Annotated in this window: 25 protein-coding genes; 9 read left to right on the top strand and 16 right to left on the bottom strand. The window is 53.8% G+C overall.

Annotation, left to right across the window (positions count from 1 at the left end; translation table 11 throughout):
- Window positions 1–9: 9 nt before the first annotated feature.
- Entirely contained in the window at window positions 10–2,028 is a 2,019-nt protein-coding gene (locus TEU_RS02660) for a DUF460 domain-containing protein (RefSeq protein ID WP_050002319.1), read from the bottom strand.
- A 92-nt stretch (window positions 2,029–2,120) separates the two neighbouring features.
- On the opposite strand from TEU_RS02660, the gene TEU_RS02655 reads away from it, so the two are divergent.
- Window positions 2,121–2,456: a hypothetical protein gene (locus TEU_RS02655; protein ID WP_050002318.1), complete on the top strand. Its 336-nt coding sequence runs from the start codon at window positions 2,121–2,123 to the stop codon at window positions 2,454–2,456.
- Here the strand turns inward: TEU_RS02655 and pcp are convergent.
- Window positions 2,442–3,041: a pyroglutamyl-peptidase I gene (gene pcp, locus TEU_RS02650; protein ID WP_050002317.1), complete on the bottom strand. Its 600-nt coding sequence runs from the start codon at window positions 3,039–3,041 to the stop codon at window positions 2,442–2,444. The two genes, TEU_RS02655 and pcp, sit on opposite strands and share 15 nt — an antisense overlap.
- Window positions 3,042–3,102: 61 nt before the next feature.
- On the opposite strand from pcp, the gene TEU_RS02645 reads away from it, so the two are divergent.
- Together TEU_RS02645 and TEU_RS02640 are read left to right on the top strand one after the other, a co-directional pair.
- Window positions 3,103–4,215: a geranylgeranyl reductase family protein gene (locus TEU_RS02645; RefSeq protein WP_050002316.1), complete on the top strand. Its 1,113-nt coding sequence runs from the start codon at window positions 3,103–3,105 to the stop codon at window positions 4,213–4,215.
- 9 nt (window positions 4,216–4,224) lie between these two features.
- Window positions 4,225–4,569, top strand: coding sequence for an ASCH domain-containing protein (locus TEU_RS02640; RefSeq protein ID WP_050002315.1), 345 nt, complete (start codon window positions 4,225–4,227; stop codon window positions 4,567–4,569).
- Here TEU_RS02640 and TEU_RS12050 read toward each other — a convergent pair.
- Window positions 4,562–4,681: a PIN domain-containing protein gene (locus TEU_RS12050; protein WP_394297634.1), complete on the bottom strand. Its 120-nt coding sequence runs from the start codon at window positions 4,679–4,681 to the stop codon at window positions 4,562–4,564. The genes TEU_RS02640 and TEU_RS12050 overlap by 8 nt on opposite strands.
- Window positions 4,682–4,809: 128 nt before the next feature.
- Here TEU_RS12050 and TEU_RS02635 point away from each other — a divergent pair, with 128 nt between their 5' ends.
- Entirely contained in the window at window positions 4,810–6,228 is a 1,419-nt protein-coding gene (locus TEU_RS02635) for a hypothetical protein (RefSeq protein WP_144244798.1), read from the top strand.
- 53 nt (window positions 6,229–6,281) lie between these two features.
- Here the strand turns inward: TEU_RS02635 and TEU_RS02630 are convergent, their stop codons facing one another.
- On the bottom strand, window positions 6,282–7,781 hold the full coding sequence (locus tag TEU_RS02630; RefSeq protein WP_050002313.1) for a carboxypeptidase M32: 1,500 nt from the start codon (window positions 7,779–7,781) through the stop codon (window positions 6,282–6,284).
- Between the two features lie 146 nt (window positions 7,782–7,927).
- Between TEU_RS02630 and TEU_RS02625 the strand changes: the two genes are divergently transcribed.
- Window positions 7,928–8,761, top strand: coding sequence for a carbohydrate kinase family protein (locus TEU_RS02625; RefSeq protein WP_050002312.1), 834 nt, complete (start codon window positions 7,928–7,930; stop codon window positions 8,759–8,761).
- On the opposite strand, the gene TEU_RS02620 is transcribed toward TEU_RS02625, so the two are convergent.
- Genes TEU_RS02620 through TEU_RS02600 form a run of 5 tightly spaced genes read right to left on the bottom strand, consistent with a single transcriptional unit; the run spans window position 8,758 to window position 12,642 of the window.
- On the bottom strand, window positions 8,758–9,189 hold the full coding sequence (locus TEU_RS02620; RefSeq protein ID WP_050002311.1) for a hypothetical protein: 432 nt from the start codon (window positions 9,187–9,189) through the stop codon (window positions 8,758–8,760). The two genes, TEU_RS02625 and TEU_RS02620, sit on opposite strands and share 4 nt — an antisense overlap.
- Entirely contained in the window at window positions 9,186–10,430 is a 1,245-nt protein-coding gene (locus TEU_RS02615; protein WP_050002310.1) for a DUF58 domain-containing protein, read from the bottom strand. The genes TEU_RS02620 and TEU_RS02615 overlap by 4 nt, the downstream gene beginning before the upstream one ends.
- 5 nt (window positions 10,431–10,435) lie before the next feature.
- Window positions 10,436–11,389: an AAA family ATPase gene (locus TEU_RS02610; RefSeq protein WP_050002309.1), complete on the bottom strand. Its 954-nt coding sequence runs from the start codon at window positions 11,387–11,389 to the stop codon at window positions 10,436–10,438.
- Window positions 11,379–11,810 carry a hypothetical protein gene (locus TEU_RS02605; protein WP_050002308.1) on the bottom strand — a complete coding sequence of 144 codons (432 nt, stop codon included), beginning with the start codon at window positions 11,808–11,810 and terminating at the stop codon, window positions 11,379–11,381. The genes TEU_RS02610 and TEU_RS02605 overlap by 11 nt, the downstream gene beginning before the upstream one ends.
- The gene (locus tag TEU_RS02600; RefSeq protein ID WP_227738757.1) at window positions 11,797–12,642 is read right to left on the bottom strand and encodes a DUF4129 domain-containing protein; all 846 of its coding nucleotides are present in this window, start codon (window positions 12,640–12,642) and stop codon (window positions 11,797–11,799) included. Before TEU_RS02600 ends, TEU_RS02605 begins: the two co-directional genes overlap by 14 nt.
- A 60-nt stretch (window positions 12,643–12,702) precedes the next feature.
- Between TEU_RS02600 and TEU_RS02595 the strand changes: the two genes are divergently transcribed.
- Window positions 12,703–13,194: a DUF2118 family protein gene (locus TEU_RS02595; RefSeq protein WP_050002306.1), complete on the top strand. Its 492-nt coding sequence runs from the start codon at window positions 12,703–12,705 to the stop codon at window positions 13,192–13,194.
- Here the strand turns inward: TEU_RS02595 and TEU_RS02590 are convergent, their stop codons facing one another.
- Window positions 13,195–13,503 carry a hypothetical protein gene (locus TEU_RS02590; protein ID WP_227738756.1) on the bottom strand — a complete coding sequence of 103 codons (309 nt, stop codon included), beginning with the start codon at window positions 13,501–13,503 and terminating at the stop codon, window positions 13,195–13,197.
- Between the two features lie 114 nt (window positions 13,504–13,617).
- On the opposite strand from TEU_RS02590, the gene TEU_RS02585 reads away from it, so the two are divergent.
- Window positions 13,618–14,118 carry an FKBP-type peptidyl-prolyl cis-trans isomerase gene (locus tag TEU_RS02585; protein ID WP_050002304.1) on the top strand — a complete coding sequence of 167 codons (501 nt, stop codon included), beginning with the start codon at window positions 13,618–13,620 and terminating at the stop codon, window positions 14,116–14,118.
- Here the strand turns inward: TEU_RS02585 and TEU_RS02580 are convergent.
- Genes TEU_RS02580 through TEU_RS02560 form a run of 5 tightly spaced genes read right to left on the bottom strand, consistent with a single transcriptional unit; the run spans window position 14,074 to window position 22,185 of the window.
- The gene (locus TEU_RS02580; RefSeq protein ID WP_169741386.1) at window positions 14,074–14,985 is read right to left on the bottom strand and encodes a type II secretion system F family protein; all 912 of its coding nucleotides are present in this window, start codon (window positions 14,983–14,985) and stop codon (window positions 14,074–14,076) included. The two genes, TEU_RS02585 and TEU_RS02580, sit on opposite strands and share 45 nt — an antisense overlap.
- A 5-nt stretch (window positions 14,986–14,990) precedes the next feature.
- Complete coding sequence (locus TEU_RS02575) at window positions 14,991–16,043, bottom strand: type II secretion system F family protein (RefSeq protein WP_050002302.1); 1,053 nt, start codon at window positions 16,041–16,043, stop codon at window positions 14,991–14,993.
- A gap of 9 nt (window positions 16,044–16,052) precedes the next feature.
- Complete coding sequence (locus TEU_RS02570) at window positions 16,053–19,691, bottom strand: ATPase, T2SS/T4P/T4SS family (RefSeq protein WP_050002301.1); 3,639 nt, start codon at window positions 19,689–19,691, stop codon at window positions 16,053–16,055.
- A gap of 6 nt (window positions 19,692–19,697) precedes the next feature.
- Entirely contained in the window at window positions 19,698–20,726 is a 1,029-nt protein-coding gene (locus TEU_RS02565) for a hypothetical protein (RefSeq protein WP_050002300.1), read from the bottom strand.
- Between the two features lie 10 nt (window positions 20,727–20,736).
- Window positions 20,737–22,185: a DUF515 domain-containing protein gene (locus TEU_RS02560; protein ID WP_050002299.1), complete on the bottom strand. Its 1,449-nt coding sequence runs from the start codon at window positions 22,183–22,185 to the stop codon at window positions 20,737–20,739.
- A gap of 88 nt (window positions 22,186–22,273) precedes the next feature.
- On the opposite strand from TEU_RS02560, the gene TEU_RS02555 reads away from it, so the two are divergent.
- Together TEU_RS02555 and TEU_RS02550 are read left to right on the top strand one after the other, a co-directional pair.
- A complete protein-coding gene (locus tag TEU_RS02555) occupies window positions 22,274–22,594 on the top strand; it encodes a TIGR04076 family protein (protein ID WP_050002298.1) in 321 nt (106 codons plus the stop codon).
- Entirely contained in the window at window positions 22,563–23,636 is a 1,074-nt protein-coding gene (locus tag TEU_RS02550; protein WP_050002297.1) for a YlqF/YawG family GTPase, read from the top strand. Before TEU_RS02555 ends, TEU_RS02550 begins: the two co-directional genes overlap by 32 nt.
- Here the strand turns inward: TEU_RS02550 and TEU_RS02545 are convergent, their stop codons facing one another.
- Window positions 23,637–24,908, bottom strand: a complete 1,272-nt coding sequence (locus TEU_RS02545; RefSeq protein ID WP_050002296.1) for an ABC transporter permease — start codon at window positions 24,906–24,908, stop codon at window positions 23,637–23,639. It abuts the gene before it with no gap.
- Between the last annotated feature and the right edge of the window lies 1 nt (window position 24,909).

Raw genomic sequence — 24,909 nt, 5'->3', positions numbered from 1 at the left:
CGCCGGGACTTAAATCCCTTGTTTTTTATGCCACCTCTCTGACTCAAGCTCCTCCTCTGCCCTCCGCTTGAGCTCCCTGATGCGCTCAATCCTGTACTCCTCAACCAGCTTGAGGAACCTTTCGGCTTCCCTCTCCTCGTCCTCCTTCTTCCAGCGCTCTAAAAGCTCTTTGATTGCCCTCTCCAGAGTCTCCCTCTCGACGACTGCAAACTCGTCCACGCGCTTGACGTCGAGCTCCTCGCTCGTGAAGAACGGCACGTGCGCCTCGCGTAGGACTTCCCTGACCGGGTCTGGCAGGGGGTTCTCCGTTATCAGCGCCCTAATTCCCTTCTCCACGAGCTCTTCCGCTATTGCTTTTCCAGCGCCCGCGGGGTTCACAACGAAGAGGACGTCGCCCCTCCTCAGGCCAACCTCGCGCTCAATCCTTTCAAGCTCGCGCCAGCTGAGGACGCGGAGCACCTTCAACGGAACCGCACTGCCCCGAACCTCGACGACGTTCATCCTCTTGACCTTGACGAGGTCTCTGCTGAGGCGCTCTATTAGGGCCTTCGCCTCCCTCAGCTGTTTTTCAAGGGCCTCAATGCGCTTCACCTTCGCCTCAAGCTCCCTCTCGCGGAGGACTTTTCTCCTGACCTCCTCGTCGTAGTCCGCTATTCTACGCTCAAGCCTCTCGATGGTTCTTCTCTGCTCCCTAATGATGCCCCTGAGCTCCTCGTTCTCCCTCTCAAGGAGCGCTATCCTCTCCTCAAGCTCGCGGATTTTCCTCACGTACGGCCTCACGTCAACGCTCTCTCCGCCCTCAGGCTCGGGAGTCTCTTCCATGGGCCTCTCGCGCCTCGCAACCCTCTGCATCGCCTCGCCGAGGTTGTAGCCCTGAATTACGAGGGCCTTAACCTCATCCGCCTTCCTCAGAAGTCCCGCCTCGCGGAGCTTGGCCTCGACGTGCTCAAGCTTCGGCTTCAGGCGGAGGTAGGCCTTGTATGCCGCGGCCAGGGCGTCGCGCTGGTGGTCGTCTTCGACCTTGACGCCAAGGCTCCTCAGCAGCTCGTTCTTCTCTTCAACCCTCAAGCTCTCCCTCGGGACGAAGAGCTGGGCCTTGAATGAGCGGGCTATCTTCTCGACGAAGCCCGGAGCGGGGGAAACGTCGGTCGCGACAACAACAGGGTGCCCTATCTCGCTTATGAACCGGAACACTTCACCTACGGGCATGTTCCTTTCGCTGTGGAGGGCTATCACGTTGCCGCTGAGGTCTATCACGGCTATGCCAACGGTTATACCCGGGTCTATGCCCACGATAACGCTCTTCCTCTCCTTCACGGCCTCCTCTCCTTTAAGAGGGGCAAAGCCGAGCTCTGCCCTCTCAACCGGCTGGATTCTGACCTCGACATCCCCACCCCGCATCGGCTTCACGATTCCGGTGAGCTCTTCCCTGCTCGCGTATATCCTGAACTCTCCCCTGGCAAGGCCGTAGTCCTTCTCCTCAGTTTCGAGGTCGAAGGGTATCTCCGCCCGCCTCAGCCTGTCTTCAATCTCCCTAACCTTGTCCCTGACGAGGTTGTGGACGCGCTTCCTGTAGCGGTCCTGGCTCCAGCCGCCCTTGCCGTGGCTCCTTCCGCGGGTGACCCTGACTATGACCTCGTCCTCAAAGGCCAGAACCTCGTAGCCGACGCCCTTGCTCGCGAGCAGGGCGGAGAGCTTAGCCTCCTCGTAGGGGTCGAACCTGTCGCCGGTGGCTATGCCGTGCTCCTTTGCAAGGCTCTGCAGGCTCCTCTGCTCCCCGGGACGGCCGGTCACCTGGACGAGCTTTGTCCCAGGCGGGAGGGCCCGGAGGAACTTTCTAAGGTCGTCGCCGAGCTCTGTGACGCTGTCAATGGCCACTATGTCCGGCCTCTTAGTCCTGATGAAGCGGATCAGGCGGTACAGTGTAAACTCACCCTTTCGCTCAAGCCTCCCGTTGTACCAGCTCACGACTGCGAAGCGCTTTGGGTTCTCGCCAACCACATCTATGCCGAGTATGAGAATGAGCACCACCTCTAACAGGGAGTAGGGAGGGTGGTTTAAAAAGTTGCCACCAAAATGGTTATTTAGTGAAACGCCAATTACACTAAAGAGGTGATAGCATGAAGATGCGGGTTGTTTTTGACAAGGAGTACGACGTCCTCAGGGGAGTGTACAGGGTCAGGGTTAGGGAGCTTGAGTTCGATGAGGAGCTCAAGAAGGTTCTCAACGGAGTAGACCCCCCAATCCGGCTTGGAGACGAGGAGATAAGAGTCTCCGAGCTCAAGGACAAAGTCTTTGACCTCAGAAACAGGGAAGAGGCGGAGAAGATAATGAGCGAAATTAGGGGAGCGCTGATAGAGACACTGAGCTCCCTCATAGCGCGCTTCAGGGAGGCCCAGAGCTTTAACGGCTCGGTGGTTTACGAGATTGACTTCAACGAGCTATTCAATGAGTAGTTCCAAGGCGAGCCTTATCGCTCTGTTTATCGTTTCCTGGGCCATGGACGGCCTCGGCTTGTCGAGGGCCTGGGCATGGTTAAATGGAACGTGGATAAAACCCGCTTTTGCTTCCATTCCTGAGACCGCTATCGTGTGCAGGGCCGTAAACATCGCGGTGTTGCAGACGTAGGTTCCGGCGGTGTTGGAGACCCCAGCCGGGATTCCAGCATCTCTGAGAGCTTTGACAATGGCCTTAATCGGTATCGTGGCAAAGTAGGCATCTGGAGCGCCCTCAAAGACAGGCTCGTCCTCGGGCGCAAAGCCGTCGTTGTCCGGCATCGTTGAGTCCATGACGTTTATTGCAACCCTTTCAACTGTCACGTTGGGCCTTCCGCCCGCCTGACCGGCCATTAGGACGATGTCAGGCTTCTCCTTGGTTATCAGCCTCGGAAGAATTTCCCGAACGCCCTTGAAAGACACGGGCAACTGGACTTTCAGAAGCGTTGCGCCGTTGAGCTCGTCGGGAAGTGCTTTAACGGCCTCCCACGATGGGTTTATGCTCTCACCACCGAAGGGCTCGAAACCCGTCACGAGAACCTTCATACGATCACCGGGAAAGGTAGGTTTTTAGAGTTTAAAAACTACCTCCCACAGAGGGGTGAGGATGAAGTACGATGTCCTAATCATCGGCGGCGGACCCGTTGGCAACTATCTGGCGAGCATTCTCGCGAGGGACTACAGCGTCGCCGTCGTCGAGAAAAAGAACTCCTTCGGGGGAAAGGCATGCACCGGAATAATCGGGGCCGAGAACTACGAGACGCTCAGCCTGCCGAAAAAGGCTATCCTCAACGAGCTCTACGGGGCGACTTTCTATTCGCGAATCCAGAGCTTCTCGATAGGAAGGAAGAGCCCCCAGGCGTACCTCGTTGACAGGAAAACGCTTGAAAGGGAGCTCGCAAAGTCCGCAATGAAACACGGCGCCGAATACCTTATGAGCACGACGTTTAAGGGCTTCAAAGGCGGGAGAGCAGTCCTCCAGCACCTCGGAGAGACCCTCGAAGTCAGGGCCGAGTTCTACATCGGCGCCGACGGCGTGAACAGCACGGTGGCGAAAGCGATGGGAGCGAAGACGAAGGCCGAGTTCCTCAGCGGATACGAGGTTGAGGTGCTGGGAGAGTTTGAAAAGAGGAACGTCGAAGTCTGGGTTAACAAGGAGATAACACCCGAATTCTTCGCGTGGGTGGCTCCCATAGACGAGGAGACCGCCAGGGTGGGGACTTTCGGTAGTATAGAGTCCCTGAACAGGTTCCTGCGCCTCAGGATGCTCAAACCAACAAAGATTCTAGAGTTTAAGGCCGGCCCAGTGGGCTTCGGCTGGAGAAAGCCCTGGGTCAGGGGAAACGTCGCCCTCGTAGGCGACGCCGCTCTGCAGATTAAGCCGACGACCGCAGGGGGAATAGTCTACGGGATGCTCTGTGCAAGGGCCCTGAGGAAAGCCCTGCTTGAGGATAAACCAGAGAACTACTGGAACTACTGCTCCTGGGTGAGGAACCAGATAAGCTTCGGGCTGAGGTTCAGGAAGCTCTTCCTCGGCCTCGACCAGGAGGCCATAGAGAAGATATTTGAAGTCCTTGGCAGTAAGGAAGCGAGGGAGGTAATTGAGAGCCAGGCGGACTTCGACGACCACCTCAGGACTGCAAAGGCAATACTCAAGAGGCCAAGACTTCTCGCAAAGCTCATAAAGGTCAGTCCGAGCCTCATAAAAGCCCTGCTGTGAGGTGGTAAGATGAGGTGGAAGATGGGCCTCCAGGAGGAGTACCTAAAGGCCATAGCCGAGGGCAAAAAGAAGATTGAGGGCCGTCTATATGACGAGAAGAGGCAAGCAATAAAGCCAGGAGATGAGATAGTCTTCGAGAACAAGCTCGTCTGCGTCGTCAAGGACATGAGGGTTTACTCGTCATTCAAGGAGATGCTGGAAAAGGAGGGCCTTGAGAACGTCCTGCCCGGAGTGAAGAGCATCGAGGAGGGCGTTAAGGTCTACAGGCGCTTTTATTCGGAGGAGAAGGAGAAGAAGTACGGGGTCGTTGCCATAGAGGTCGAACCGGTGGCGTGGATTGGGGAACCTAAATGATGTGAACATCAAAACCCAGCTCTCTCAGAGCTTCAAAATCTCTGTCGAGGGTTATTAAGGGCAAGCCGTTGGCGATTGCGACTGAGGCTATCAGCAAATCTCTAAAAGGCATGGCATGTTACTCCCAGGTTGGATATCTGCACGCTAACGCCATCAGGTGTATTACAAGCAATCATCGCCAAAAGACTTTTTATATTCTTAATAGGTAATCTTTATTGACTACCATTAGGAGGTGTCTATATGCGGAGCCCGCGGACACTTGGGCTGTTACTGTTCTTGTTATTACTCACGGGGAGCGTTACGTCCATCGTTGTGGCGACGGTATGGTTACTCGATGAGAACACCACCATTGAAATCCTCGGCTATAACCTTTACGAATTCGAAGGCTCCGGCCACTACGCCGTCTTCTACCCCCTTCCAAACGGTTCAGTCAAACTCTTGAAAACCGGGAAAGTGGAGCTCCTCCCAACCCTCATCAAAATCCCCCGGGAGGAATGGCTGAGAGTATTCTCAGCGGAAAACAACAACGTTCTCAGAACACAGCCAGTTCCCCTCGTGATATTCGTGAACGATAAAGGACTCGGCTTCGCCACCCTCAGGGGAAGCAAAGTCGTACTCAAGCCGCTTGAAGTCCCCAACAAGCCAAGCGTTATGACTGCAAAACCCTGTCCAAAGGGCTACGTTCCCGAGGGACCCCGGTACTGCGTTCCAAACGATGTCACCACGAACTGGGTCGAAGTCCTCGAATCAAAAACAATCACAGAACCAATATCCTTCATCGGAATACGCGTCGAAAACAACGTCCTCCGGAAACTTGAATTTGAAACGTGGCTGTTCTTCCACCGCTCAACGTACGCCTACTGGACGGTGGGATTAAACGTTGGACCCATTACGGTCTACACGAAAAAACTCGGCGAACATTTTGATGGAAAGGGCATTGACATAGGCTACCGTACTCCAGGCAACATCCACCCCGAAGACTCGGTCTGGTCGCGTTACGTTAATCTTTATGTCAAGTATCAAGTGGTGGTTTTTGGCGTCCTCGCCTACGACCGCTACACGGAGAAGTTCACAAAGCTACCTGTAATGGCCACGTATCCCCTTGAAATCATCTCCGAAGGCAGATACACTGTCGAGGAGACATCCAATGGGCCCAAGTTCGTCGAGGGGACAAAAGGGTTATGGTCTCCCTTCATTTCCTCAGAGCCCCATTACTATCGCGTTCCTGACTCCTCCCAAGTGCAAAGAATCTGGTTGTCCTCGAGTGGAGAACAGACGATAGTTTATATGAGGGGCCACTCAAGTTGGAGGTTCACCTCCGAGTCAAGCCTCTCCGTTCCGATTGGGCCGGGAATTGTTAAAGCCCTGCAGGAAACGGATCTCATATCGAGGTACCCGAACCTCGCCAAGGTTCTGAACTCAATATCGCTCACGTTCGGATTCCACTATTACTCGGGAGAGCAGTCCGGGTTCCTTTACTCCATCAAGGGGACTCCCGAGCGCGATTGTTACGCGTTGGTATACATGATGAAGGTAAACACAAGCGATTACCGTCACGTTGACGTCCCAATGCTTTTAGTTACGGTGACGGACGGGAAATCCCCCGGAATTTGTGACCCGAGAACCGGACTCTGCATAGACTCTGCCGATAAGAGCTGATACGGCCTTTTCTTTTATCCTCTGAAGAAAAATAAGAGTGGCAAAGCTGTAACTCAAAGATACCTCTCCTTCACCCACCTGATGAAGTAGTCCGGGTTCAGCTCCTCGCCGATGGCCTTCATGAGGAGCTCCTTCGGCGGGTAGATGCTTCCGTACCTGTGGATTCTCTCGCGGAGCCAGGCCTTTATCGGCTCGAACTCGGCTTTAGCGACCTTCTCCTCGAAGTCCGGGATGTCCTTCTTCATGTGGTAGTATATCTGGCTCGCGAGGAGCGTTCCGATGCTGTAGGTCGGGAAGTAGCCTATCGTTCCGTGCGCCCAGTGGATGTCCTGGAGTATTCCCTCAGCGTAGGTCTTGGGCCTTATGCCGAGGAGCCTCTCCATCTCCTCGTTCCAGAGCTCTGGTAAATCCTTCGCCTTAACGCCCTCGTTGAGCATCATCCTCTCAAGCTTGAAGCGGAGCAGTATGTGGAAGTTGTAGGTGACGACGTCGGCTTCAGTCCTGATGAAGTCCGGGCGAACGATGTTGAAGTACAGGTAAACGTCCTCCGGCGTGTAGTTGGTCATGAAGGGCAGGTTCTCCTTCAGGACAGGGTAGATTAGCCCCGCGAACTCCCTTGAGCGTCCAATGATGTTCTCCCAGAACCTGCTCTGGCTCTCGTGGATTCCAAGGGAAACCCCACCGGCTATCGGGCTGAACATGAATCTCTCGTCCCCCTGGAGCTCGTAGAGCGCGTGTCCGAACTCATGGACGGTGCTCAGGACAGTCCTCCTGAAGTCGTAGCCCTCGTAGCGGGTGGTTATTCTAACATCGCGGATTCCAAACTCTGTGGTAAACGGGTGGGCCGAAACGTCGAGCCTTGAACGGACGCCGAGCGGGAAGCCGAACTTCTCGAGAATCCAGAGGTTCACCTTCTCCATCTGCTCCCTCTCATACTTCTCCTTCTCGAGGGGGTGCTCCCTCGGGACCTTGCCCTCCTCCATTATCCTCTCGAGGAGCGGCTTGAGCTCCTTCTCGAGCTTGTCAAACATCTTCTCGACTTCTTTGGTCGTGAGTCCCTCCTCGAACATATCCAGGAGGGCATCGTAGGGCTCGTCCTCGTAGCCAAGGTACTCGGCGGCCCTCTTGGCGAGGTCTATGATTTTGTCGAGCCAGGGCTCGAACTTTGAGTAGTCGTCTGTCCTCTTAGCCTCCTCCCAGGCCTTGGTCGCCTGGCTCGTGACCTCGCTCATCTCCCTGAGGAACTCCGGCGGGAACGACTTGCTGATTCTTATCTGCCTGTCAAGGACTCTAACAACACCGCGCTCGTACTCGTTGAGGTCTTCGATTCCCTTGGCCTTCTCGACGAGCTCGACGAAGTCCGGTTTGAGCAGAAACTCCTGGCTGAGGACTGAGAGTTCACCCTGGGCAACGCTCCTCTCAAGGATTCCCTCCTTCGGCATGTTGACCTCCATGTCCCAGCCGAGAACGCTCTGAGCGTGGCCGATGGCCCAGATGCGCCTGTACTTGGCTAGAATTTCCTTAATGGTCTCGTTCTGGAAAACAGACTCCATGGGGTATCACCGAAAAATTTTGGGCGTCGGAACTTTTAAACCTTTTCGATGGACATCTAAACGAGGGGGTAAAAGCCGATTACTCAACCGGAAACCGCTTAAAGGGACGGTCGTAGTCACCGAAAAACGCGCAGTTGGTGGTGAAGATGAAGCTCGACCTGGTCGTCCTGGGGCACGTTTCCGTTGACCACATCATCTTTCCGGGGAAGGAAGAGATACTCCTGCCAGGTGGGGCTGCGGCGGCCGTTGCGACCTCTGCTGCCCTTGCCGGTGCAAGAGTGGGTCTCGTGACCAAAGTCGGCGAGGACTTTCCAGAGGAATGGATGGAAAAGCTGGCCTCTATCCTCGATGTTAGGGGAGTCCAAGTCCTTCCTGGAAAGACAATCCACATCTACATGATTTACCACGAGGACGGGAGCGTTGACGCACCGGTAGATATGGGAGTCGCCGAGAAGATGGGGGAGACGCCAATTCCAGAGGAGTACATGGGGGCAGAGGTCTTTCATATAGCCCCTATTCCGCCGGAGGAACAGTTGAAGGTCGTTAAAAGGCTTGAAGGGAAGAGGATAAGCCTCGACTTCAACCCGACATATATGGACGACTACATGGAGAAAAGAGACCTCATGAGAGAAATCGTCTCGCGGGCCGAGGTGGTCTTCCCGAACGAGAGGGAGGCACTCCTCATAACCCGCGCGGAGAGCGTTGAGGAGGCCGCAGAGGTTCTCCACGACTGGGGAGCAAAAATCGTTGTCATAACCCGCGGCGAAAGGGGAGTCCTTGTCTACGACGGACAGTTCAGGGAGTTCCCTGCACTTCCAATAAGGCCCGAGGAAATCGTTGACCCCACCGGTGCCGGGGACGCCTTTGCCGGCGGCTTCCTGGCTGGCTACTCCAGGGGAGAGCCGCTGGAGGCCTGCATAAAGCTCGGGCTGGAGCGGGCGAGGGAAGTTTTGAAGAAAAAGGGGAGCTGGAGCGTTTAGCCCTCCCCTGCGGTTTTTGTAAACAGGTAAAGAGCCAGCACGAGGCCGGCCGCTATTGCGGTGACCTCCAGTTTGGGCAGGAAGGGGGATATCGTGTAGATCAACAGGTACGTTGGAATGCTCAGGAAAGTTGCCAGTACCAGAACGGCGTAGTGCTCATAAGGGGCCCTCTCCCTGTCCATTTGGCCCATTTCAACCGCCAGAAGTGCCAGTGCGACGATGGACAGCCCGAGTACTCCCCCGATATTTTTGTAAACGAGTATTATCCCCGTCCCAATCAGGAATATCATGCCAAAGAAGTGCCAGTGTATTCCTATCAACGCCAGCGGGAAGAGAAGGAGGGCCCATTCTCCTGCTGTGGTGTAGAGCAGGTAACCTGAGAGCACCAGGGGAATCAACGAGTAGAGCCTCCTTTGGAGCCTTCTCATAGGAGGATCACCTCTGCGATGGCGGCTTTTAGAGGTTTCTTGACATCCCAGTCTATTATAATGCCGTGGGCGGCCATCTTTTTGAGGTGCACCTTCCTCTTGAGCCTCAGTAGCTTGAGGGCCAGCTCTTCTTCCTTAGTTTTGGGCTCTACACCACTGTACGGATCTGGGGAAATCACAACGACGCGGTAGCCGTAGGAAGCCATGGTTCTGAGGGCCTCCCTGCTCTCCTCGGTCTGAAGGGTGGAAAAGTAAAGGAGCTGTGCCCTGGGGGGAAAACGAGACCTGATAAGGTGCTCGACCTGGTAGGCTATCATATTGTTTTTGTCGGGCCGGGCCGTGCTGAGGAAGTCAATGCACTTGAAGAAGTGCCTCTTCCCGTAGTCAACGCGAACCCACAGGGGCACTGCCTCGGCCAGGAGCAGACCAAAGCTCGTTCCATTGTTTAGGGCGTTGAGCATTAGCGAGGCAGCAGCTCGGATGAGATAATCAAAGACCCTCTGGCTTTTGTAAGAGGCATCGACTATGAAAATGACGTCCACCTTTCTTTCGCTCTCGTATTCGTTGGCCATTATCCTGCCCGTCTTTGCGGTTGCCTTCCAGTTGATTATCTTCAGCGGGTCTCCCGGCTGGTACTCCCTTATTGCGTGGAACTCGACTCCTTCTCCGACTCTGGGAGATGGGAGCGGGCCCGCGGTGATCTTGGTGCCCTTGGTTGAGTAGGGTGTTGGGACGTCCTCTATTAGGGGCATTCCTATGAGTTCTGTGTAGTGCTCTATGAAGTGATCGAGCTTGAAGAAGCCCATTGGATCCCGGTAACTCACCCTCACGCCGTTGAATTCATGTATCCCTCGTTTGACCTTAACCTTGTACGTTATTACCCGTTCTTCATCTTTTCCAAGCGAGAGCACGTGTTCTCTGCTCCCCTCGACCAGTTCAAGGCCCTCCGGGAGGTCTTCTTCGATTTTGAGACTGGGTATCCTTGTACTGGACTTTATCCTAAGCTTTATCTCCGCGATCTCTCCTTCGAGCATCCTATCGTGGGGGATCTCCCTCTGGATTTCGAGCTTTATCCCCGGCCTGAAGAAGAACAGCGACACGAAGGATACCCAGAGTATTGGGAGCATCAGGTAGACTAACTCCCAGCGCAGGAACAAAAAGGCGGAGATTATTATAACCCACATCGCGAACAGGGTCTCTGCCCCTCTCTCTGTCAGTTCGGGCTTGATTTCCTCTGCCATAGCCATCACTCGAACTTTGGAACTGGAACCCGGTCGAGAATCGTCTCCAGTATACTCTCTTGACTGACCCTTGTGTACCAGAGCTCGCGCTTGAGGATGAGCCTGTGACTCAGTGCGGGAACGGCAACGGCTTTGACGTCATCGGGGATTACGTAGTCCCTTCCGTTGAGTGCCGCGTATGCCCTAGAGAGCTTGAGCAGGGCCAAGCTTCCCCTCGGGGATGCGCCAACCTCGATCTCCTTCTTGTCCTCTCGCGTTGCGGTGACGATGTTAGTTATGTACTCTAGAATCGCATCGCTTACGTAGACGTCTTCGATGGCTTTCTGCATCTCCACGACTTCCCTGGGCGTCGTTACAGACTGGATATCTACCTCTTCCTTCTTCCTTTCCACCCTCCGGCGCAGTATCTCGATTTCTTCCTCCTTGCTTGGGTAGCCGACGCGCAGTCTGACGAGGAAACGATCGAGCTGGGCCTCGGGCAGGGGATAAGTGCCCTCCTGTTCTATCGGGTTCTGTGTGGCTATAACTATGAAGGGCTCTGGGAGCTCGTAGGTCTTGCCTTCAACCGTCACCTGTCTCTCCTGCATTGCTTCAAGCAGAGCGGACTGGGTCTTCGGGGGAGCGCGGTTTATTTCATCGGCCAGGAGGACGTTGGTGAAGACAGGTCCCTTCCTGAACTCGAACTCAAGGGTTTTCTGGTTGAAGACTGAAACGCCGAGTATATCGCTTGGGAGCAGATCCGGCGTAAACTGGACACGCCTGAACTCGACCCCAAGGGCTCTGGCGAAGCTCTTGGCCATGAGGGTCTTTGCAAGGCCCGGCAGATCCTCCAGCAGGATGTGGCCGTCTGCCAGGATCGTCGTCAGTATAAGCTTGAGCACCTCGTCCTTTCCAACTATTGCCTTCTTAACTTCCTTAAGGACTTCGTTACCCTTCAGTTGAACTTCCTCAACTTTCATTTATGTCCACCTCAACAACCTTCAAGGCCTTCTCAAGGTTCTCCACAAAATCCCCCTCCTTATCAAGTAAGAGGAGGGCTTTGTTGGGCTTTTCATGGAGCTCCCTATATGTCTTGGCTTGATCGTCCGAAAGGGTCATGTAGATCTCGATTATTTGCTCTTTCAGTATTGACCTGGAGAGGGGGCTTTTCTTTGCTTTCTCGATTATCTTGGCGATCCTTTTGACTTCGTCTCTTCTCTTTACACTCTGCCTTCTGGTAACGGAGGGGTACGAAATCTTTAGCTCTTCTCCGAAGAGGTATGCGAGTGTGATAAGCGATAATGCCAGCACAGAGAGCCACCTGAGCATATAGGTCCCAAACACCACGCCACCTATCAGGGGCAGGGAGATTAGGATCAGAAACGATTTACGTATTTTCATCTATCCCCCTCCTGATCTCCCTATAGAGGCTCAAAGCCCGTTCAGCGTCTTCCCAGGTTACTTTTTCGGGTGCGTACTTGGCCTTCTCAAACAGTCTTGTCAGCTCGGTGAAGGCTTCCTTCCTGAACCTTACCCGCCTTGCGTGCTCCCAGTGAGTCCAGCTCTCCTTGTATGGAACGCCGAGAACCTCAAGCCAGAGGACAGCGTTCTTGTATATTCCAACAACGGCCTCCCTCGGGTCGCTGAACATATCGAGACCCAATTCCTCCACCTTTCTGTCGAAAAGCTCAGCCCTTTGCCTCATCTCCCGGAGCTTCCTTTTCTTGAGGGCATCGCGGTAATAGGCAACAGCAAAGTAGGCAACAGCCACCACGAAAACGATGATGGCGGCGTAGAAAATGTAAACGGGCGAAGAAAAAACTCTGTGGGTAGCGTTTGTTGAAGTGACGTTATATTCGGGAAGCGCCGGCCCGCCCACGGAAGTGTGGTTGGTGGTGGCGTTGAAGGACGAGTTGGAAGGAAGGGGAGTCTCCGTTTGGCCCATAATGAGGAGAACAAAATAATATCCCAGAAGCCCGATAAAAATTGCAACCCACGAAATCGAAGACGAGGGTTTAAATTCCCACCTGGAAGTGGGGTCTCGCCAGCTGAGAACTATAAAGAGGAGGGCCAGCGCCGAGACTGCCGCGGCGGCACCCAGGAGGATTCCTATTGATGACGCAGAAGTTCTTTTTAACTCCTCCGTCCTGACGCTGTACCTCACTAGAAGCGTCATCAATGAAAACAGAAGAACCAGCAGGGACAGTGACTTTACCCTGATGGACATTTTCATCACGTACAGTAGGAAGAGCACGTTTAAAAGCTTTTATGCAAGTTAAACCTTGGTGGTAGCATGGAGAAGGTTCCAAAGCTCTACGTCGAGAGCACAAGGGAGGAGTGCGTGAAGGACGGGAAAGTAACCGGCGACTGCGTGATAATAGACGGCAACGTAGAGGTGTGGCTCAGGAAGGGAGAGCCCGTGCCCGAGTTCGTGAGCGAGAAGGCAAAGTTCCTCATCAAGGAAGTCTACGACCGCTTTTACCTCTACGTTGACAGGACAGCCCACAAGATGAGCGCAGACGCTATCCTCGTCCTCCCTGACGGCAGGACAAGGAGTTACCTCAAGAAGGGCGACGAGCTGATGCTCCTCCCCGTTGAGGGCTTCACGAAGACATTGATAGCCAACGTCGGCAACAGGGTGAGGACGGGCGATGCCTTCGCGGCGGTAACGACAAGGAAGGGAGAGATCCACTACCTGAAGCCACCGAGGAACGGGACTGTGGTGTTCATTGACGAGATAACCAACAGGCCCCACTACGTCTACTACATTCTCCCAGAGAAGTAGTCACTCACCCTTTATCCCCTTTATTATCGCCTCGATGCTCGACCTCAAGGCGAGGTTTATGGCGTCGAGCCTGTCCATTCCCTTTATCGTGCGCGTGTTGTGGGCGCTCGTTATAATCAGAGACCACTTGTAGATTTCGTCCTTAACCGGAATGCTCTGGAACATCGCTATGAACTTCTCACCACCGGAGCTCACTTCGACTATCTCAACATCGGTGTCCCCGAGCTTCGAGGAGTAAACCTTACGAACCTCGAGGTTGCCGTACTCGTCCCGAAGAACGTCAGAAAGGTATCCCATATCGATCACCATGATAACATTGAGCAAAGGTACTTATATACCTACCGCACAAAAAAGCGAGAAACCAAAAGGGTTATAAAGGGCCGAAGTAAGTCCTCAGTGAAGCAATTTTTGGAGTTGAAGGAAATGAAGGTTGAAGCTGGTGATTACGTTCTGTTTAACTACGTTGGAAGGTTTGAGAACGGTGAAGTTTTTGACACGAGCATAGAGGAGCTCGCCAGGGAACACGGCATTTACGTTGAGGAAAGGGAGTACGGCCCGATGTGGGCAAGGATTGGAGTTGGCGAGATTATTCCGGGTCTCGACGAGGCCCTCATAGGGATGGAGAAGGGCGAGAAGAAGACGGTCACCGTCCCGCCAGAGAAGGCCTATGGCATGCCCAAACCGGAGCTCATAATCAAGGTTCCCATCGAGGAGTTCACAAAAGCAGGACTCGAGCCCCAGGAAGGGCTCTACGTTATGACTGACTCAGGGATAGCGAAGATCCTGAAGGTCGAGGAGAGCATGGTGTCCCTCGACTTCAACCACCCGCTCGCAGGGAAGACCCTCATCTTTGAAGTCGAGATAATGGAGATAAAGAAGTCAGAAGCCGATGTTGATGAGGGCAGCGCCCTTGAAGACAATTGAGCCCATTGCAACGAGCAACGCCGCGTACTTCAAACCGGCGTTGTAGCTCCCTTCTCTTATTACCCCTATTCCGAGCCCTGAAACAAGTGCCTGCGCCACCACGAACGCCATGAGCACGTTTGTCATGGACTCCACTGGCAAGTGAACTCCAGTCCCGGCACCGCTCATTGACTCCATAACCTTTGTAACTATCCCCAGAATCAGCGGGCCCACGAAACCGCTCGTGATTATAAAGAACATTGCCTGCATTCCGGTTGAAGCCTTTCTCTCCTGTTTTATTCTGAGAACCTCACGGACATCGTTTCCGACTGACACCAGGACATCGCTCATCGGCGCACCCCTTTCAAGGGCCTCGATGATAATCATCATCGAGCGATAGATAACTGGAGATTTTTTGTTCCTTAGGGCAAAGGCTCTGAGAGCATCAACGGTTGGACGGCCTTTCTTTATCTCCGCAACGGTTCTCTTGAACTCGTCGGTCAAAGCCCCAAACTTGGCAGTCGTCAGCTCCTCAAGGGCCTCGGAGAAGGATATACCCGCTCTCAGGGAGCTCGCTAGGTAGAAAAACGCATCAGGAAGGTTCTTCTCCATGTCCTCTATCCTTTTGGAGATCCTCCAGTAGGGGTAGATAAACGCCATTCCAATGAAGCCACCAATAAAGGCAACTACACTGTAAAGGGTATTGCCCAGGAAAGATACGACGAGCGCAAAGATAAGCCCCATTAAGAACGAAATCACCAGGTACTCCGCCGCTAGGAAGTTTATACCGGCAGAATAGATGTACAGCTCATACCGTTTGAGGTATTTCTGGGGAATAATTTTCTCAAACAATGTGACAAGAAGCTGTGAGACGCCTCCGCGAGCCAACGTTCTCACCTCGGTTCAGCCTTCTTAATCATGTTAACGATAATCAGCGAGATGGCCGGGAACGCCAGTATTAAGATGACCGCAAGGGTCTGGACGTCAAAGATTAGCTGCTGAGCCATAACTGAACCGGCCAGGACACCAACCACGAACATCGTCGGCATAACTATTGTCATGAACATGTAGATAAAGGCTATACCGTTGACCTTCTGGACATACTCCACAAGCTTCATCCTGTATTCAAATGAGAAGTCCTCAGCCATTTTGTATAGGATGTCTGCAAGGTTTCCACCGAACTTAACGGCCCTAAGAATCTGCTTAACGACCCTGCTTATGTTCTCAGATGCCATTTTCTCCTCGAACTTCGTCAGGGCATCCTCGAAAGAGGAGCCAGTCCTCATGTCCCTCAAGATGAGCTCAAACTCCTCTGAGAGCACTCCGTAGTCGGCCTTTGCAACTGAAAGTATGGCCTCGGCAATGCCAACTCCCGCGCTGAGGAGGGACGCCATGTGTCTGAGTGCGTAGGGCATAGTCCTCTCCACTTCAGTCACGCGCTTCCGCCATACCATCTTTGGATACTGCCTCATGTAGAAGAACCCGCCGAAGAACCCAAGGAGCCCTATGAGGAGGGCGGTGTCTATGGGCATGTAGAGGAGGTAGGCAAAGACAAACCCAAAGAACGCCGCCATCATTGAAACTCCAAGCATATAAGCTACGTACTTCTCCTTCGGCATGAAGATGCTGGCCCTGTAAAGGTCCTGGTCAAGGCCCTTGATTGACTGGGTAAGGGACTCTATCGGGCCTCTGAAGTACTTGAGCATAGCCTCCGCGAGTCTCTCAGAGAAGGATTGGCCAATTTCCTCTTTGCGCCATTCAATGACCTCTTCAACGAACTTCTCCTGCTCGCTTTCTTTCTTTTCTTCCTCTATTTCCTTCTGGAGCTCTTTTAGAGCGCGAAGCCTCTCCTGGATTGACTTACCCTGAGGGATACGGCGCATCGGCTTCTCGGTAATCTCTATGGTCTTGCCACCCAACTTCTCAAGGAACTCTATGAACCCCATGCGAACACCTCACATCATCCGTTGAATCTGTTTGCTAGTCTCAACACTGCTCTCGGAGGCTATCTTCTTCATGAGCTCCTCCTCGTCGATGTAGAACTGCCTGATGTAGTAGCCTACCTCGTTTATGCCCCTGATGCCGTTCTCGATCATCCACTCAAGGATTATCTTGCGTTTTTCTATTTCAAGCTCAATTTCCTTTACGCTCATGCCGGTGTGGTGGGCGAGTGTGTTGAGGGTCTTGCTCGGCACGCCCGTCGGGACGAGTTCATCCTTGGCAGGGTCGTATTTGTAGAGCTTGTTGAGCTGTACGCTCTCCCCTTCTATTCCCGATACCTCAGCTATTTCCGTAACACGTCTTATCGTTCCCTTCTTTCTGCTGTGGAAACGAACCTGCATAATGATGATGTCCAGGGCAGGAATCATGATCCTCGGGACATTCATCGGCGGGCTCTCAAGCCTGACAATCGTTTCTCTGGCGCTGTTTGCGTGGATGGTACCCATACAGTTCGAGACGAGAATCCCGTTGGCCACGTAGTTGTGATCCTCCTCAACGGTGAGATCGTAGAGATACTCTATGCCAAGCTCCCCCGGCTCGACTTCTTCAACGCTCACAACCTCATCCCAGTAGACGTCTCCATCGGCTATCAGCTCAAGCCTCTTGGCCTGAACCCACGCGTCCTCGTCCTTTAAGTCATCAGCAACCTGCTGCAGGGCGAGTGCTATTCCTTTCAGGGCAGAGCGCCTGATTTCCTTCGTTCTGCCCTTCTCGACGTGCCTTATAAGACTCTCCGATATTTTCTCGCCCGCGTAGGTTGAGGCGAGCCTTGAAAGCTCTGAAACCGTGAGGTTAAGCTTTCTCCTGAGCGGTTCGAGCATCACCGGGGAAATCGGGACGCGGTCGGTCCTCTTAACGCGGTACGACCTGTACCTCTTTATGACTTCCTCAAGCTTTGCCCTCTTCCTCGAGTGCCTGAGCGGGATGTAGCGGTGGAACTTAATGAGGTCATCAACGCCCCTGACGGTGACCCTGAAGATTATACCCTCCTTGTAACCCCTGTTCTTCACACGGGAGACCGTGCTTATTATTCCGAGCCTCTGGAGGGCGTACCAGACCTTTCTCGCCAGGTTCTCGCTTCTCGTGGTTAAAATGACAGCGGGGCCCTTCTCATCAACGTAGGCATCGGCATCGAACAGACCCGCTATGAAGTGCCTCAGCAGTTCATCGTTTGCCAGAACCAGGTCAGGGACATCAATCTGTTCCTTGTGTCCCTTAGGTACTCCAAAGGCTCTGTGCAGGAACTCCGCAAAGGGCTTTGATCCGTACGTCACCACGGTGTACGCTGATTCGCGTTTGACCTGCGGCCTGCTCTCAGGGAGGAACTCTGAGAGGGAAGAGGTGAAGGCTTCCATGTACGACTCATCATCGAATGTTGCCGAGATGTAGTAGCCGTCGGAGGATATATAGCCGTCCCCGAGGAGGACTCCAACGGCATAGGAGAGTCCCTCGTCCACTTCACGGACTATCCTCACCGGTTTGGAGTTAACTGAGAGCAGATACTGGGCCGTCTCCGGCGGAATTCCATCGTTCGGAACCTTTACGAGGCCATTTCCATTGGGAACGAGGTAGTAGTCGCTTATTCCAGCGTAGAGTTCGGGGTTGATGACAGCCTTCTTTTGGGGTGGCTTCGGCGGTTTTCTCATAACCGCAACCCTGTCCCCGGGCTTTAGCTTCTCCGCCTCTTTCCTGACCACGTCACCGTCCGAGAACACAAAGAACGGGTGGGTCTTTGTGAGTATAACTTCGTTGCCAGTCCTCGTCCTAACACGAATGAGCTTCTCGCCGGGCCTCACCTTCCTCCGCCAGACTCTCGAAACAATGTGCTTCCCCGCCTTTAAGTCGGGCCCGACACTGACGACCTCAAACCTGTCCTCTTCATTGAGAACCACATACTCCAGATCTTTGTATGTCTCGATTCTGTCGGAGTATTTGGCAAAGAGCTCCTCAAGAAGGTCGCCGATGAGGACAAAGCGCCCGTCTGAGAGCTGTATGACCGAGAAGTCGTAGAGGGCACCATTATGGCCCGTGTTCATAGCAGTGAACATCGTTCTTGCTTCTGGGCCACGAACCTCACCGACGATGATTCTATCCGGACGCATACGGAGGGTGTTCTTGACGAGGTCGTCCATCGTGACCTCTCCCTTACCCTCAAGGTTCGGCGGCCTGGTCTCAAGCCTTACCCAGTGCTCAACGGGGAGCTGGAGCTCGGCGGTGTCCTCGATGGTGATAACGCGCTCGCTCGGTGGAATGAACATTCCAAGGGAGTTAAGCATCGTCGTCTTTCCGGAACCCGTTCCTCCGGCCACAAGAATGTTCGCGGGCTTAACTCCTAGTCCGTCAACAAGAACCCAGAAAAACGCCGCTATCTCAGGGCTTATGGTACCGTACTTGATAAGGTCTATTATGGTGAGCGGGTCTTTCTTGAACTTACGTATGGTTATCGTCGGACCGTCCAAGCTGATTGGGGGAATAGTGGCGTTAACACGGCTTCCGTCCGGGAGACGGGCGTCCAGGAGGGGGCTCTGCTGGTCAATTCTCCTGCCAACTTCCCTCGCTATTCTCTCGATTATGTTGAGTATCTCCTTGTCCTCCGGGAAGACTATGTTGGTCTTACACATGTTGAAGCGCCTGTGCCAGACGTAAACAGGCCTGTTGGTGCCTATGACCATGATTTCCTCAAGGTTGTCGTCCCTGACGAGAGGGTCAAGCTTGCCGTAGCCTATCATCTGCTGGACTATCATGTCGGCCAGAACCTCAATTCTGCCCTCCGAGTAGTGGGGGGCTTCCTCCTTAATCATCTTTTTCACTGCGTTCATGAAGACCTTCCTGCGCTCCTCGGGGTTTGGTATGGCCGTCGGGTCAATTTGAATCTCGGTTATAGCCCTCTCTTTGATGCGCCGGAAGAGCCTTTGCTCTTCTGCGCTGAGCTTGGGGAAGCGAACCTCGTAAATTGGAACGGGTTCTCCCTTGACCCTGATGATACGGACATTGCCGTACGCGTCAAGTACCTCACCCCTTCCGGCCAGGGACGACTCTTCGGAGGGCGAAGAGCCAAGGATATCATGGATATCGCTTGGGGGCCTTCCAGGCGGAACTGGGAGAGTTTTCTTTGGAGGGGCACTTGAGGAGGGTTTCCCGAGAATCTCGCTCAGGACATCAACACCGGTACCGCCGCCAGTGGAGGGCAGTCCCACCAGACCAGCAGGAGTTTCAGGAGGCTTTGATTCAACGGGCTTTGGCCGGGGCTTCGGCTCAGGGGCTGGAGAGGAACCGAGAAGGGAACTCAGAATATCAGCACCGGTCTCCGGCTTTGGGGGCTGGGGTTCCGGCCTTGGTTTAGATGACTCTCCCCCGAGTATGGAGCTCAGTATGTCAGCAGACGTCTGCTCCGGCCCCTTCTTGGCTTCTGTCCCTTCTTTTGAAACGCCTCCAAGGATATCCTCAAGAGAGCCCTCTGAGGAAGAAAATGGAAGGGGCGGCTTCTCTTCCCCCTTCTTTTTGAGAACATTCTCTAATGGATCCGCATTACCGGAGAGTATCTCGTCTATCCAGGAAAAGCCCTCCTCCTTTTTCTTTTTCTCGCCGAACACGAACTCTCACCGTCCGGAGTTGTTATTCCAGCTCACACGGTATGTTATATCAACCCTGTCTCCCATGAATACTATCCATACAGGGAAATCCGGACCGCTATAAGACTTTCTCTCCACCTTCAAAGGCGAGCCAACCTCAACGCCCGAAATCAGGGTGTCCGTGAGCTTGAAGAGGCCGTTCTCAGGAACTGAAACGCTTGGGGCCTTTTTCTCAGGCCTGCTCCTGCCGGAGTACTCCCAAACGAACTTCTGGACGTACTCACTGTATGTCATCGTATAGTTCGGACTGTAGCCGTAGGTCTCGCCGTCGAGGAACACCACGGGCTGTGCAACTGCGAAGAAAACGTCGAAGAGCTTATCCTTGTTTTCAAAGTTAGGAACGTTTGTAATCCTGAAGTTAACGACGCCCTCGTACTTAAGCACCTCTATGTTCCGGTCAGGAATAGGAAACATCGAGCGGACACTCAGGAACATCGGGCTGTTCACGAGATAGGGGTAGAGGGAATCACAGATTAACCCGTCCAGGCCCCCGTTGTTGTCAAGAACCACACCTACGAGAGTGCCGTTTTCATATGTGAGCTCTGTCAGTTTGCCTAGATTGCCACAGTGAGACCTGAAATCGACAAGGGGAACTGGATAAGACGCGTTTTCGTTTATCCTGAAGTTAACAACGACGGTTTCGTAAGGGGCCAGCCAAAAGCCGGTGACGTAGTTAACGGACCTGGAAACGAGTTCCCTCGAAATCGCCCCTTTGATGTTTCCATCGCTGGTTCTGTAATTGTAATGGTACTCACTACCGTTCCCCCGGAGAACCTTAAAGTCATACCTCGGGTTAACCATGACGTATTTGGGATACGGAGCAGTGTTAACGAGCGTGACGTTGAAATCAACCATGATTTCACCGTAGAGGCCTATGTTGTTGTAGGTGATTCCCCCCGAAATAGCGCCCGGAAGGCTGTAATCTTTGGCCAGAGAGAATGCAGGGGCTGAAAGCAACACTACGAAAATCAAAAGAATGGAAAGGGGCTTCCTCATGGGCACCACCTCACGTTGATACCTTCGCTATGTAGAGGTACTGCTGGTTCTGGAGTATATCCGGGACGAAGATTGACGGAACCCTGACGATCACGAGGAACTCCGTATCCGGGGACAGCACGAGCATGTCGGAAGACTGCTCAAGGTCAATAATCTTCCAGCCGTAGTTCTCAAGGGCCTGCTTGGCCTGGTCACTCGCCTGTATCTTTCCGGCGGCTATCGCCTTCAGTATCTCCTTGAGGTCAACGTTGTAGGAATAGCTGGCTGAGGAGCTCTGGCTGGAGCTCTGGGAGTTTGAGTAGGTGTCCGAGACCTGGGTGCCGTTCGAGTACTGGAAGCTACCGGGGTTGTACTCAGAGGCATGGTTCTCCTGGTAGGTCGTTGAAGTTGATGAGCCCGTCGAGCTGCTCTGGCTCTGAGATTCACTGGCCGAGATACGACCGGCATCAGTCGGCAGCAGGACGAGTTCAACGTAGCCCTGGTTCACTATCTCACGGTAGAGGCCCTGAGTACCGTTCTTGGCAAAGAACATCACGGGGTCTCCCGGGGTGAGGAACCCGCCGGTAATCCTCTCCCTTGGAAGCACAAGGGCAATCTCAACGTACTGAACTTCGTGGACACTGTACTGCAGAAGCTCGGCGTAATCAGTGGCCGCGCCGAGCAGGGCCTTCGCCTCAGACTTGGAAACCAGCTGCTTGGAGCCACCCCTCTCAAGGATAATCTCGTTACCGGGAATCTCGTCAATCTTCCAGAAGTAGTAGTCTTTCCAGAGCGAGAGCAGGTATGAGTCCGGGCTTATGGATTCAACTTCCTCAATGGTCTGAGCGTTGGCGACCTGGGTCTCAAGGGTCTTCATTGCAGAGACGACCTTGGTTCTTATGCTGTCTGGAAGCGGCATCGAGAGAAGCGGCTGGAATGCAGTTTTAATTGCCCTGACTTTGGCCTGTTTTGTCTGGTTCAGCTGTTTTTCATAGGCTATTCTCTCCTGCTCGCGGACGCACTCAGAGTATGCCTGAACTGCCTTATCGAAGTAAGCCCTAACGTTTATCCCCTCGAGCTCATCAACGCTACCTGCACTCTGAATCTGCCGTAGAGCCAGGTCTTTAAACTGGAGCGCCTTTTGGACACAGTCTCTATTGGAGAAGTTGTAGCTTGAAAAATAGGTGTTGAGTTCGTTGATTTTACTGGTGCGGAGCTCGTTTAGCTTGGCCGTGCTTCTGCTCTGAAGGTATGAGTAGACGCCAACAGAGATTAGAAGGAGTACTATGATTAAAACAGACGCTCCAACAAGGACTCTCCTACGCCTCTCCTTCTCGCGGATAGTGCTGATGGAGCGGGGTCTGCGGGGGGGCTTCTTCGCCGAAGCCGTTGGTGGTTTAACCGGAGGAGCCTCGGGTTCGGTAGTTACCTTCCCGAGCTCCCTCAGACGCCGTATTTTCGCCTCAATATCCTCAGCCACTTTGAGCACCACCATAACAGTTATCGCAATGTATTATGTCCCGAATAGTTTTTGAGTTCTTAATCCTTATTTACGTTTCGGTGGGAACGTGGAGCGATTGGAAATAGTTGTCAAAGAAGTGAGAGGAAAATGTCCAGTTTTCAAAAAAGGTGACAGAATCGTTGTAGAAGGCCCAAGGGTCAAGCTCGACGAGACCGATGCGGTATGCACCCATGCATTCGCATCGCTACTGCCGTACATAGTTGCGCTACGAAAGGGTATTAAACCGAGCGAGTTAGGCTTGGGCAAAGGAGACAAGGCATACGTCCAGTGTCTCGACCCGGGACCGCCGTACACCGACGGAGGAACCGTAATCTTTGAGATAACGGTGGTTAGAGATGAAGCAGAAGAAGGCCTGGAAGGTCGTTAAGGAAGTCATAGACGAGGCCGACGTGGTCGTTGAGGTAGTTGACGCCAGGGACCCAATAGGGACCCGCAACAGGAAGCTGGAGAGGCTCATCCAGGAGGAGGGCAAACCGCTCCTCATAGTCATGAACAAGGCAGACCTCGTGCCCAAAGAGTGGGCCGAGGAGTACAAGAGGAAGAGCGAGATACCCGTGGTTTTCATATCCGCCCGCGAGAGGAAGGGAACCGGAATCCTCAGGAGGGAGCTCAAAAAGCTCGCAAAGCCCCTGTTAGGCGAGAAAGAGAAGGTCAAGGTGGCCCTGATAGGCTATCCCAACGTCGGCAAGAGCACGATAATAAACACCCTTAAGGGGAAGAGGGCAGTTGGGACAGCGCCCATACCCGGCTACACAAAGGGCAAACAGCTGATAAGGCTCAGCAAGAGGCTCTGGCTCCTTGACAGCCCCGGAGTAGTGCCGATAGACGACTTCGACGAGCTCGTCATAAAGGGCGGCTTCCCGGCGGACAAGATTGAAGAGCCGGTCAAGCCGGCGCTGAAGCTCATATCCAGAATCCTTGAGACGAGAAAGAAAGCGATAACCGAGAAGTTCGGCATAAAGGAGTTTGAGAGCGAGGAGGAAATTCTGAGGCAAATAGGGGAGAAGAGGGGCCTCATAAAGGCCGGCGGAGAGGTAGACCTTGAGGAAACAGCGAGGTGGCTCCTGAGGGAGTGGCAGACAGGTCGCTTTACCCTCTTCGCGAGCGAGGAAGAGAGGAACAGAGACTTCGCCTGGGACTTTGAGGACGTCCTCGAGGGCGTTGAGAAGGAGCTTTTAGTCGACCCGAGAAGAATCCTCTGGCGCTTTGGGGACGAGCTTATGGAAAAGCTGGACAACCAGAAGAGGGCCGGCGTGAGGGAAATCGAGGGGGTAACCGTCGGCATAGCGACCGGCTTCAAGAAGTGCGACTCAGCTTTAAAGTTCCTTGAGGAACTGACCGGAAAGAGCGTCATAGCGAGCGAGTGCTTCGGGAAGAAGTGGAAAGGGGTCATAGCGATACTGGAGTGACTACCCAATGGTGACGGACTGGACCTCTCCCGAGGGCAGTATTAAAACTAAACCGGCGCTCAGGACAGCCATGGCGAGTCCCGGGGGAAGTATCCACCACCAGCAGCCACCGTAGATTGCCCCCTCCATCATTGCCTCTATCATGAAGGAACCCCAGTTTGTGCCTGGGATTAGCCCGAAGAACCCAAAGAGGGAAATAAGCGCCACGACTCTAACCAGGAGCGTCGCGAAGTACCTGGCCGAGAAGCTCAGAATCGGCGGGAATATGTGCTTCCTGAGGACCCACAGTGTCCCAGCTCCCATGATTTCCGCGGCCTTGACGTACTCGTTAACCTTCTCCTTCACGGTCATCATCTTGATGGTCTTTGCGAGCTTGCCCATTATCATTACAGCAACGAGCAGCATGAAAACCACCGGGTTAATCTGCACCTGCTCCCTCAGACCCTGGGTAGAGAACAGCCAGACGAGGACAACGAGCATCGGAAGGAGGGGGAGGGTCATAAGAACCTCCAGAATGAAGCTCAAAGCCTCGCCCACTGCCCCACCAACGTAGCCAGAGACCATCCCGATTATGACGCCCAGGACAACGACGAACACAGCGGTGAAGAAGGCCAGGAACAGGGTGTTGTTCATTGCCTTGACAAAGCCGACCCAGAGGTCCCGACCCCTTGAATCAGTGCCCATCAGGCCGTAGCACGTTCCTATAACCTGCATCTGCGGGGAAAGCGGCTCCGGCGACCTGACCTCAAAGACGTACTCACCTTTAAGGGTCTCAAAGGAAGCGTCCGCGATGAAAAGGAGGTGTGTGGGGGGCCGCAGGACGTAGCTCTCCACAGAGAGGCCGAACACAGAAGATATCTGGCTTTCAACCCCGGACTTCATATTGACGTTCAGGCTCATGTTTTCCGAAACGGGTCTCCCCCTGTAAAGGGTCACCTCGATGCCGTCCGGCCGGGTGACGCTTATTTCAACCTTAACCTGGCGCGAAAGGCCGTAGAACCTTACGTCGTTTGGCTTGTCGGAGGCCCTGTGATTGTAAACAAAGCGGTACACAAAAGTCCCGTTTTCTTCCGAAACCTCAGGGGAGAGCGTTACGGTGGGAGTTAAGTCGCGGAACGTAGAGAACCAGGAGGGATAAGCCCTCCTCGGGTAGTCCTTCCAGTAGTTTATGTCCTCCCACCTCTCAAGCTTTTCTCTATCCACGGTGAGGTTCGAAACAGCGACAAAGAGCAGGAAACAGGCCAGTATCAGAGCGCCCACCTTCCGCCTCATC

Origin of the sequence: Thermococcus eurythermalis (assembly GCF_000769655.1) — an archaeon.
GTDB classification, from domain to species: Archaea; Methanobacteriota_B; Thermococci; order Thermococcales; family Thermococcaceae; genus Thermococcus; species Thermococcus eurythermalis.
Note: the sequence above shows the minus strand (reverse complement) of the source record. Positions and strands in the feature narration are given on the sequence as shown.

What these genes read in the sequence shown, in the direction of transcription:
- TEU_RS02545 (WP_050002296.1), bottom strand. Translation starts at nt 24,908, where the DNA reads ATGAGGCGGAAGGTGGGCGCTCTGATACTGGCCTGTTTCCTGCTCTTT.
- TEU_RS02595 (WP_050002306.1), top strand. Translation starts at nt 12,703, where the DNA reads ATGGAGAAGGTTCCAAAGCTCTACGTCGAGAGCACAAGGGAGGAGTGC.
- TEU_RS02605 (WP_050002308.1), bottom strand. Translation starts at nt 11,810, where the DNA reads ATGAAAATACGTAAATCGTTTCTGATCCTAATCTCCCTGCCCCTGATA.
- TEU_RS02610 (WP_050002309.1), bottom strand. Translation starts at nt 11,389, where the DNA reads ATGAAAGTTGAGGAAGTTCAACTGAAGGGTAACGAAGTCCTTAAGGAA.
- TEU_RS02635 (WP_144244798.1), top strand. Translation starts at nt 4,810, where the DNA reads ATGCGGAGCCCGCGGACACTTGGGCTGTTACTGTTCTTGTTATTACTC.
- TEU_RS02590 (WP_227738756.1), bottom strand. Translation starts at nt 13,503, where the DNA reads ATGGTGATCGATATGGGATACCTTTCTGACGTTCTTCGGGACGAGTAC.
- TEU_RS02625 (WP_050002312.1), top strand. Translation starts at nt 7,928, where the DNA reads ATGAAGCTCGACCTGGTCGTCCTGGGGCACGTTTCCGTTGACCACATC.
- TEU_RS02600 (WP_227738757.1), bottom strand. Translation starts at nt 12,642, where the DNA reads ATGAAAATGTCCATCAGGGTAAAGTCACTGTCCCTGCTGGTTCTTCTG.
- TEU_RS02655 (WP_050002318.1), top strand. Translation starts at nt 2,121, where the DNA reads ATGAAGATGCGGGTTGTTTTTGACAAGGAGTACGACGTCCTCAGGGGA.
- TEU_RS02585 (WP_050002304.1), top strand. Translation starts at nt 13,618, where the DNA reads ATGAAGGTTGAAGCTGGTGATTACGTTCTGTTTAACTACGTTGGAAGG.
- TEU_RS02575 (WP_050002302.1), bottom strand. Translation starts at nt 16,043, where the DNA reads ATGGGGTTCATAGAGTTCCTTGAGAAGTTGGGTGGCAAGACCATAGAG.
- TEU_RS02565 (WP_050002300.1), bottom strand. Translation starts at nt 20,726, where the DNA reads ATGAGGAAGCCCCTTTCCATTCTTTTGATTTTCGTAGTGTTGCTTTCA.
- TEU_RS02630 (WP_050002313.1), bottom strand. Translation starts at nt 7,781, where the DNA reads ATGGAGTCTGTTTTCCAGAACGAGACCATTAAGGAAATTCTAGCCAAG.
- TEU_RS02645 (WP_050002316.1), top strand. Translation starts at nt 3,103, where the DNA reads ATGAAGTACGATGTCCTAATCATCGGCGGCGGACCCGTTGGCAACTAT.
- TEU_RS02620 (WP_050002311.1), bottom strand. Translation starts at nt 9,189, where the DNA reads ATGAGAAGGCTCCAAAGGAGGCTCTACTCGTTGATTCCCCTGGTGCTC.
- TEU_RS12050 (WP_394297634.1), bottom strand. Translation starts at nt 4,681, where the DNA reads ATGCCTTTTAGAGATTTGCTGATAGCCTCAGTCGCAATCGCCAACGGC.
- TEU_RS02640 (WP_050002315.1), top strand. Translation starts at nt 4,225, where the DNA reads ATGAGGTGGAAGATGGGCCTCCAGGAGGAGTACCTAAAGGCCATAGCC.
- pcp (WP_050002317.1), bottom strand. Translation starts at nt 3,041, where the DNA reads ATGAAGGTTCTCGTGACGGGTTTCGAGCCCTTCGGTGGTGAGAGCATA.
- TEU_RS02550 (WP_050002297.1), top strand. Translation starts at nt 22,563, where the DNA reads ATGAAGCAGAAGAAGGCCTGGAAGGTCGTTAAGGAAGTCATAGACGAG.
- TEU_RS02615 (WP_050002310.1), bottom strand. Translation starts at nt 10,430, where the DNA reads ATGGCAGAGGAAATCAAGCCCGAACTGACAGAGAGAGGGGCAGAGACC.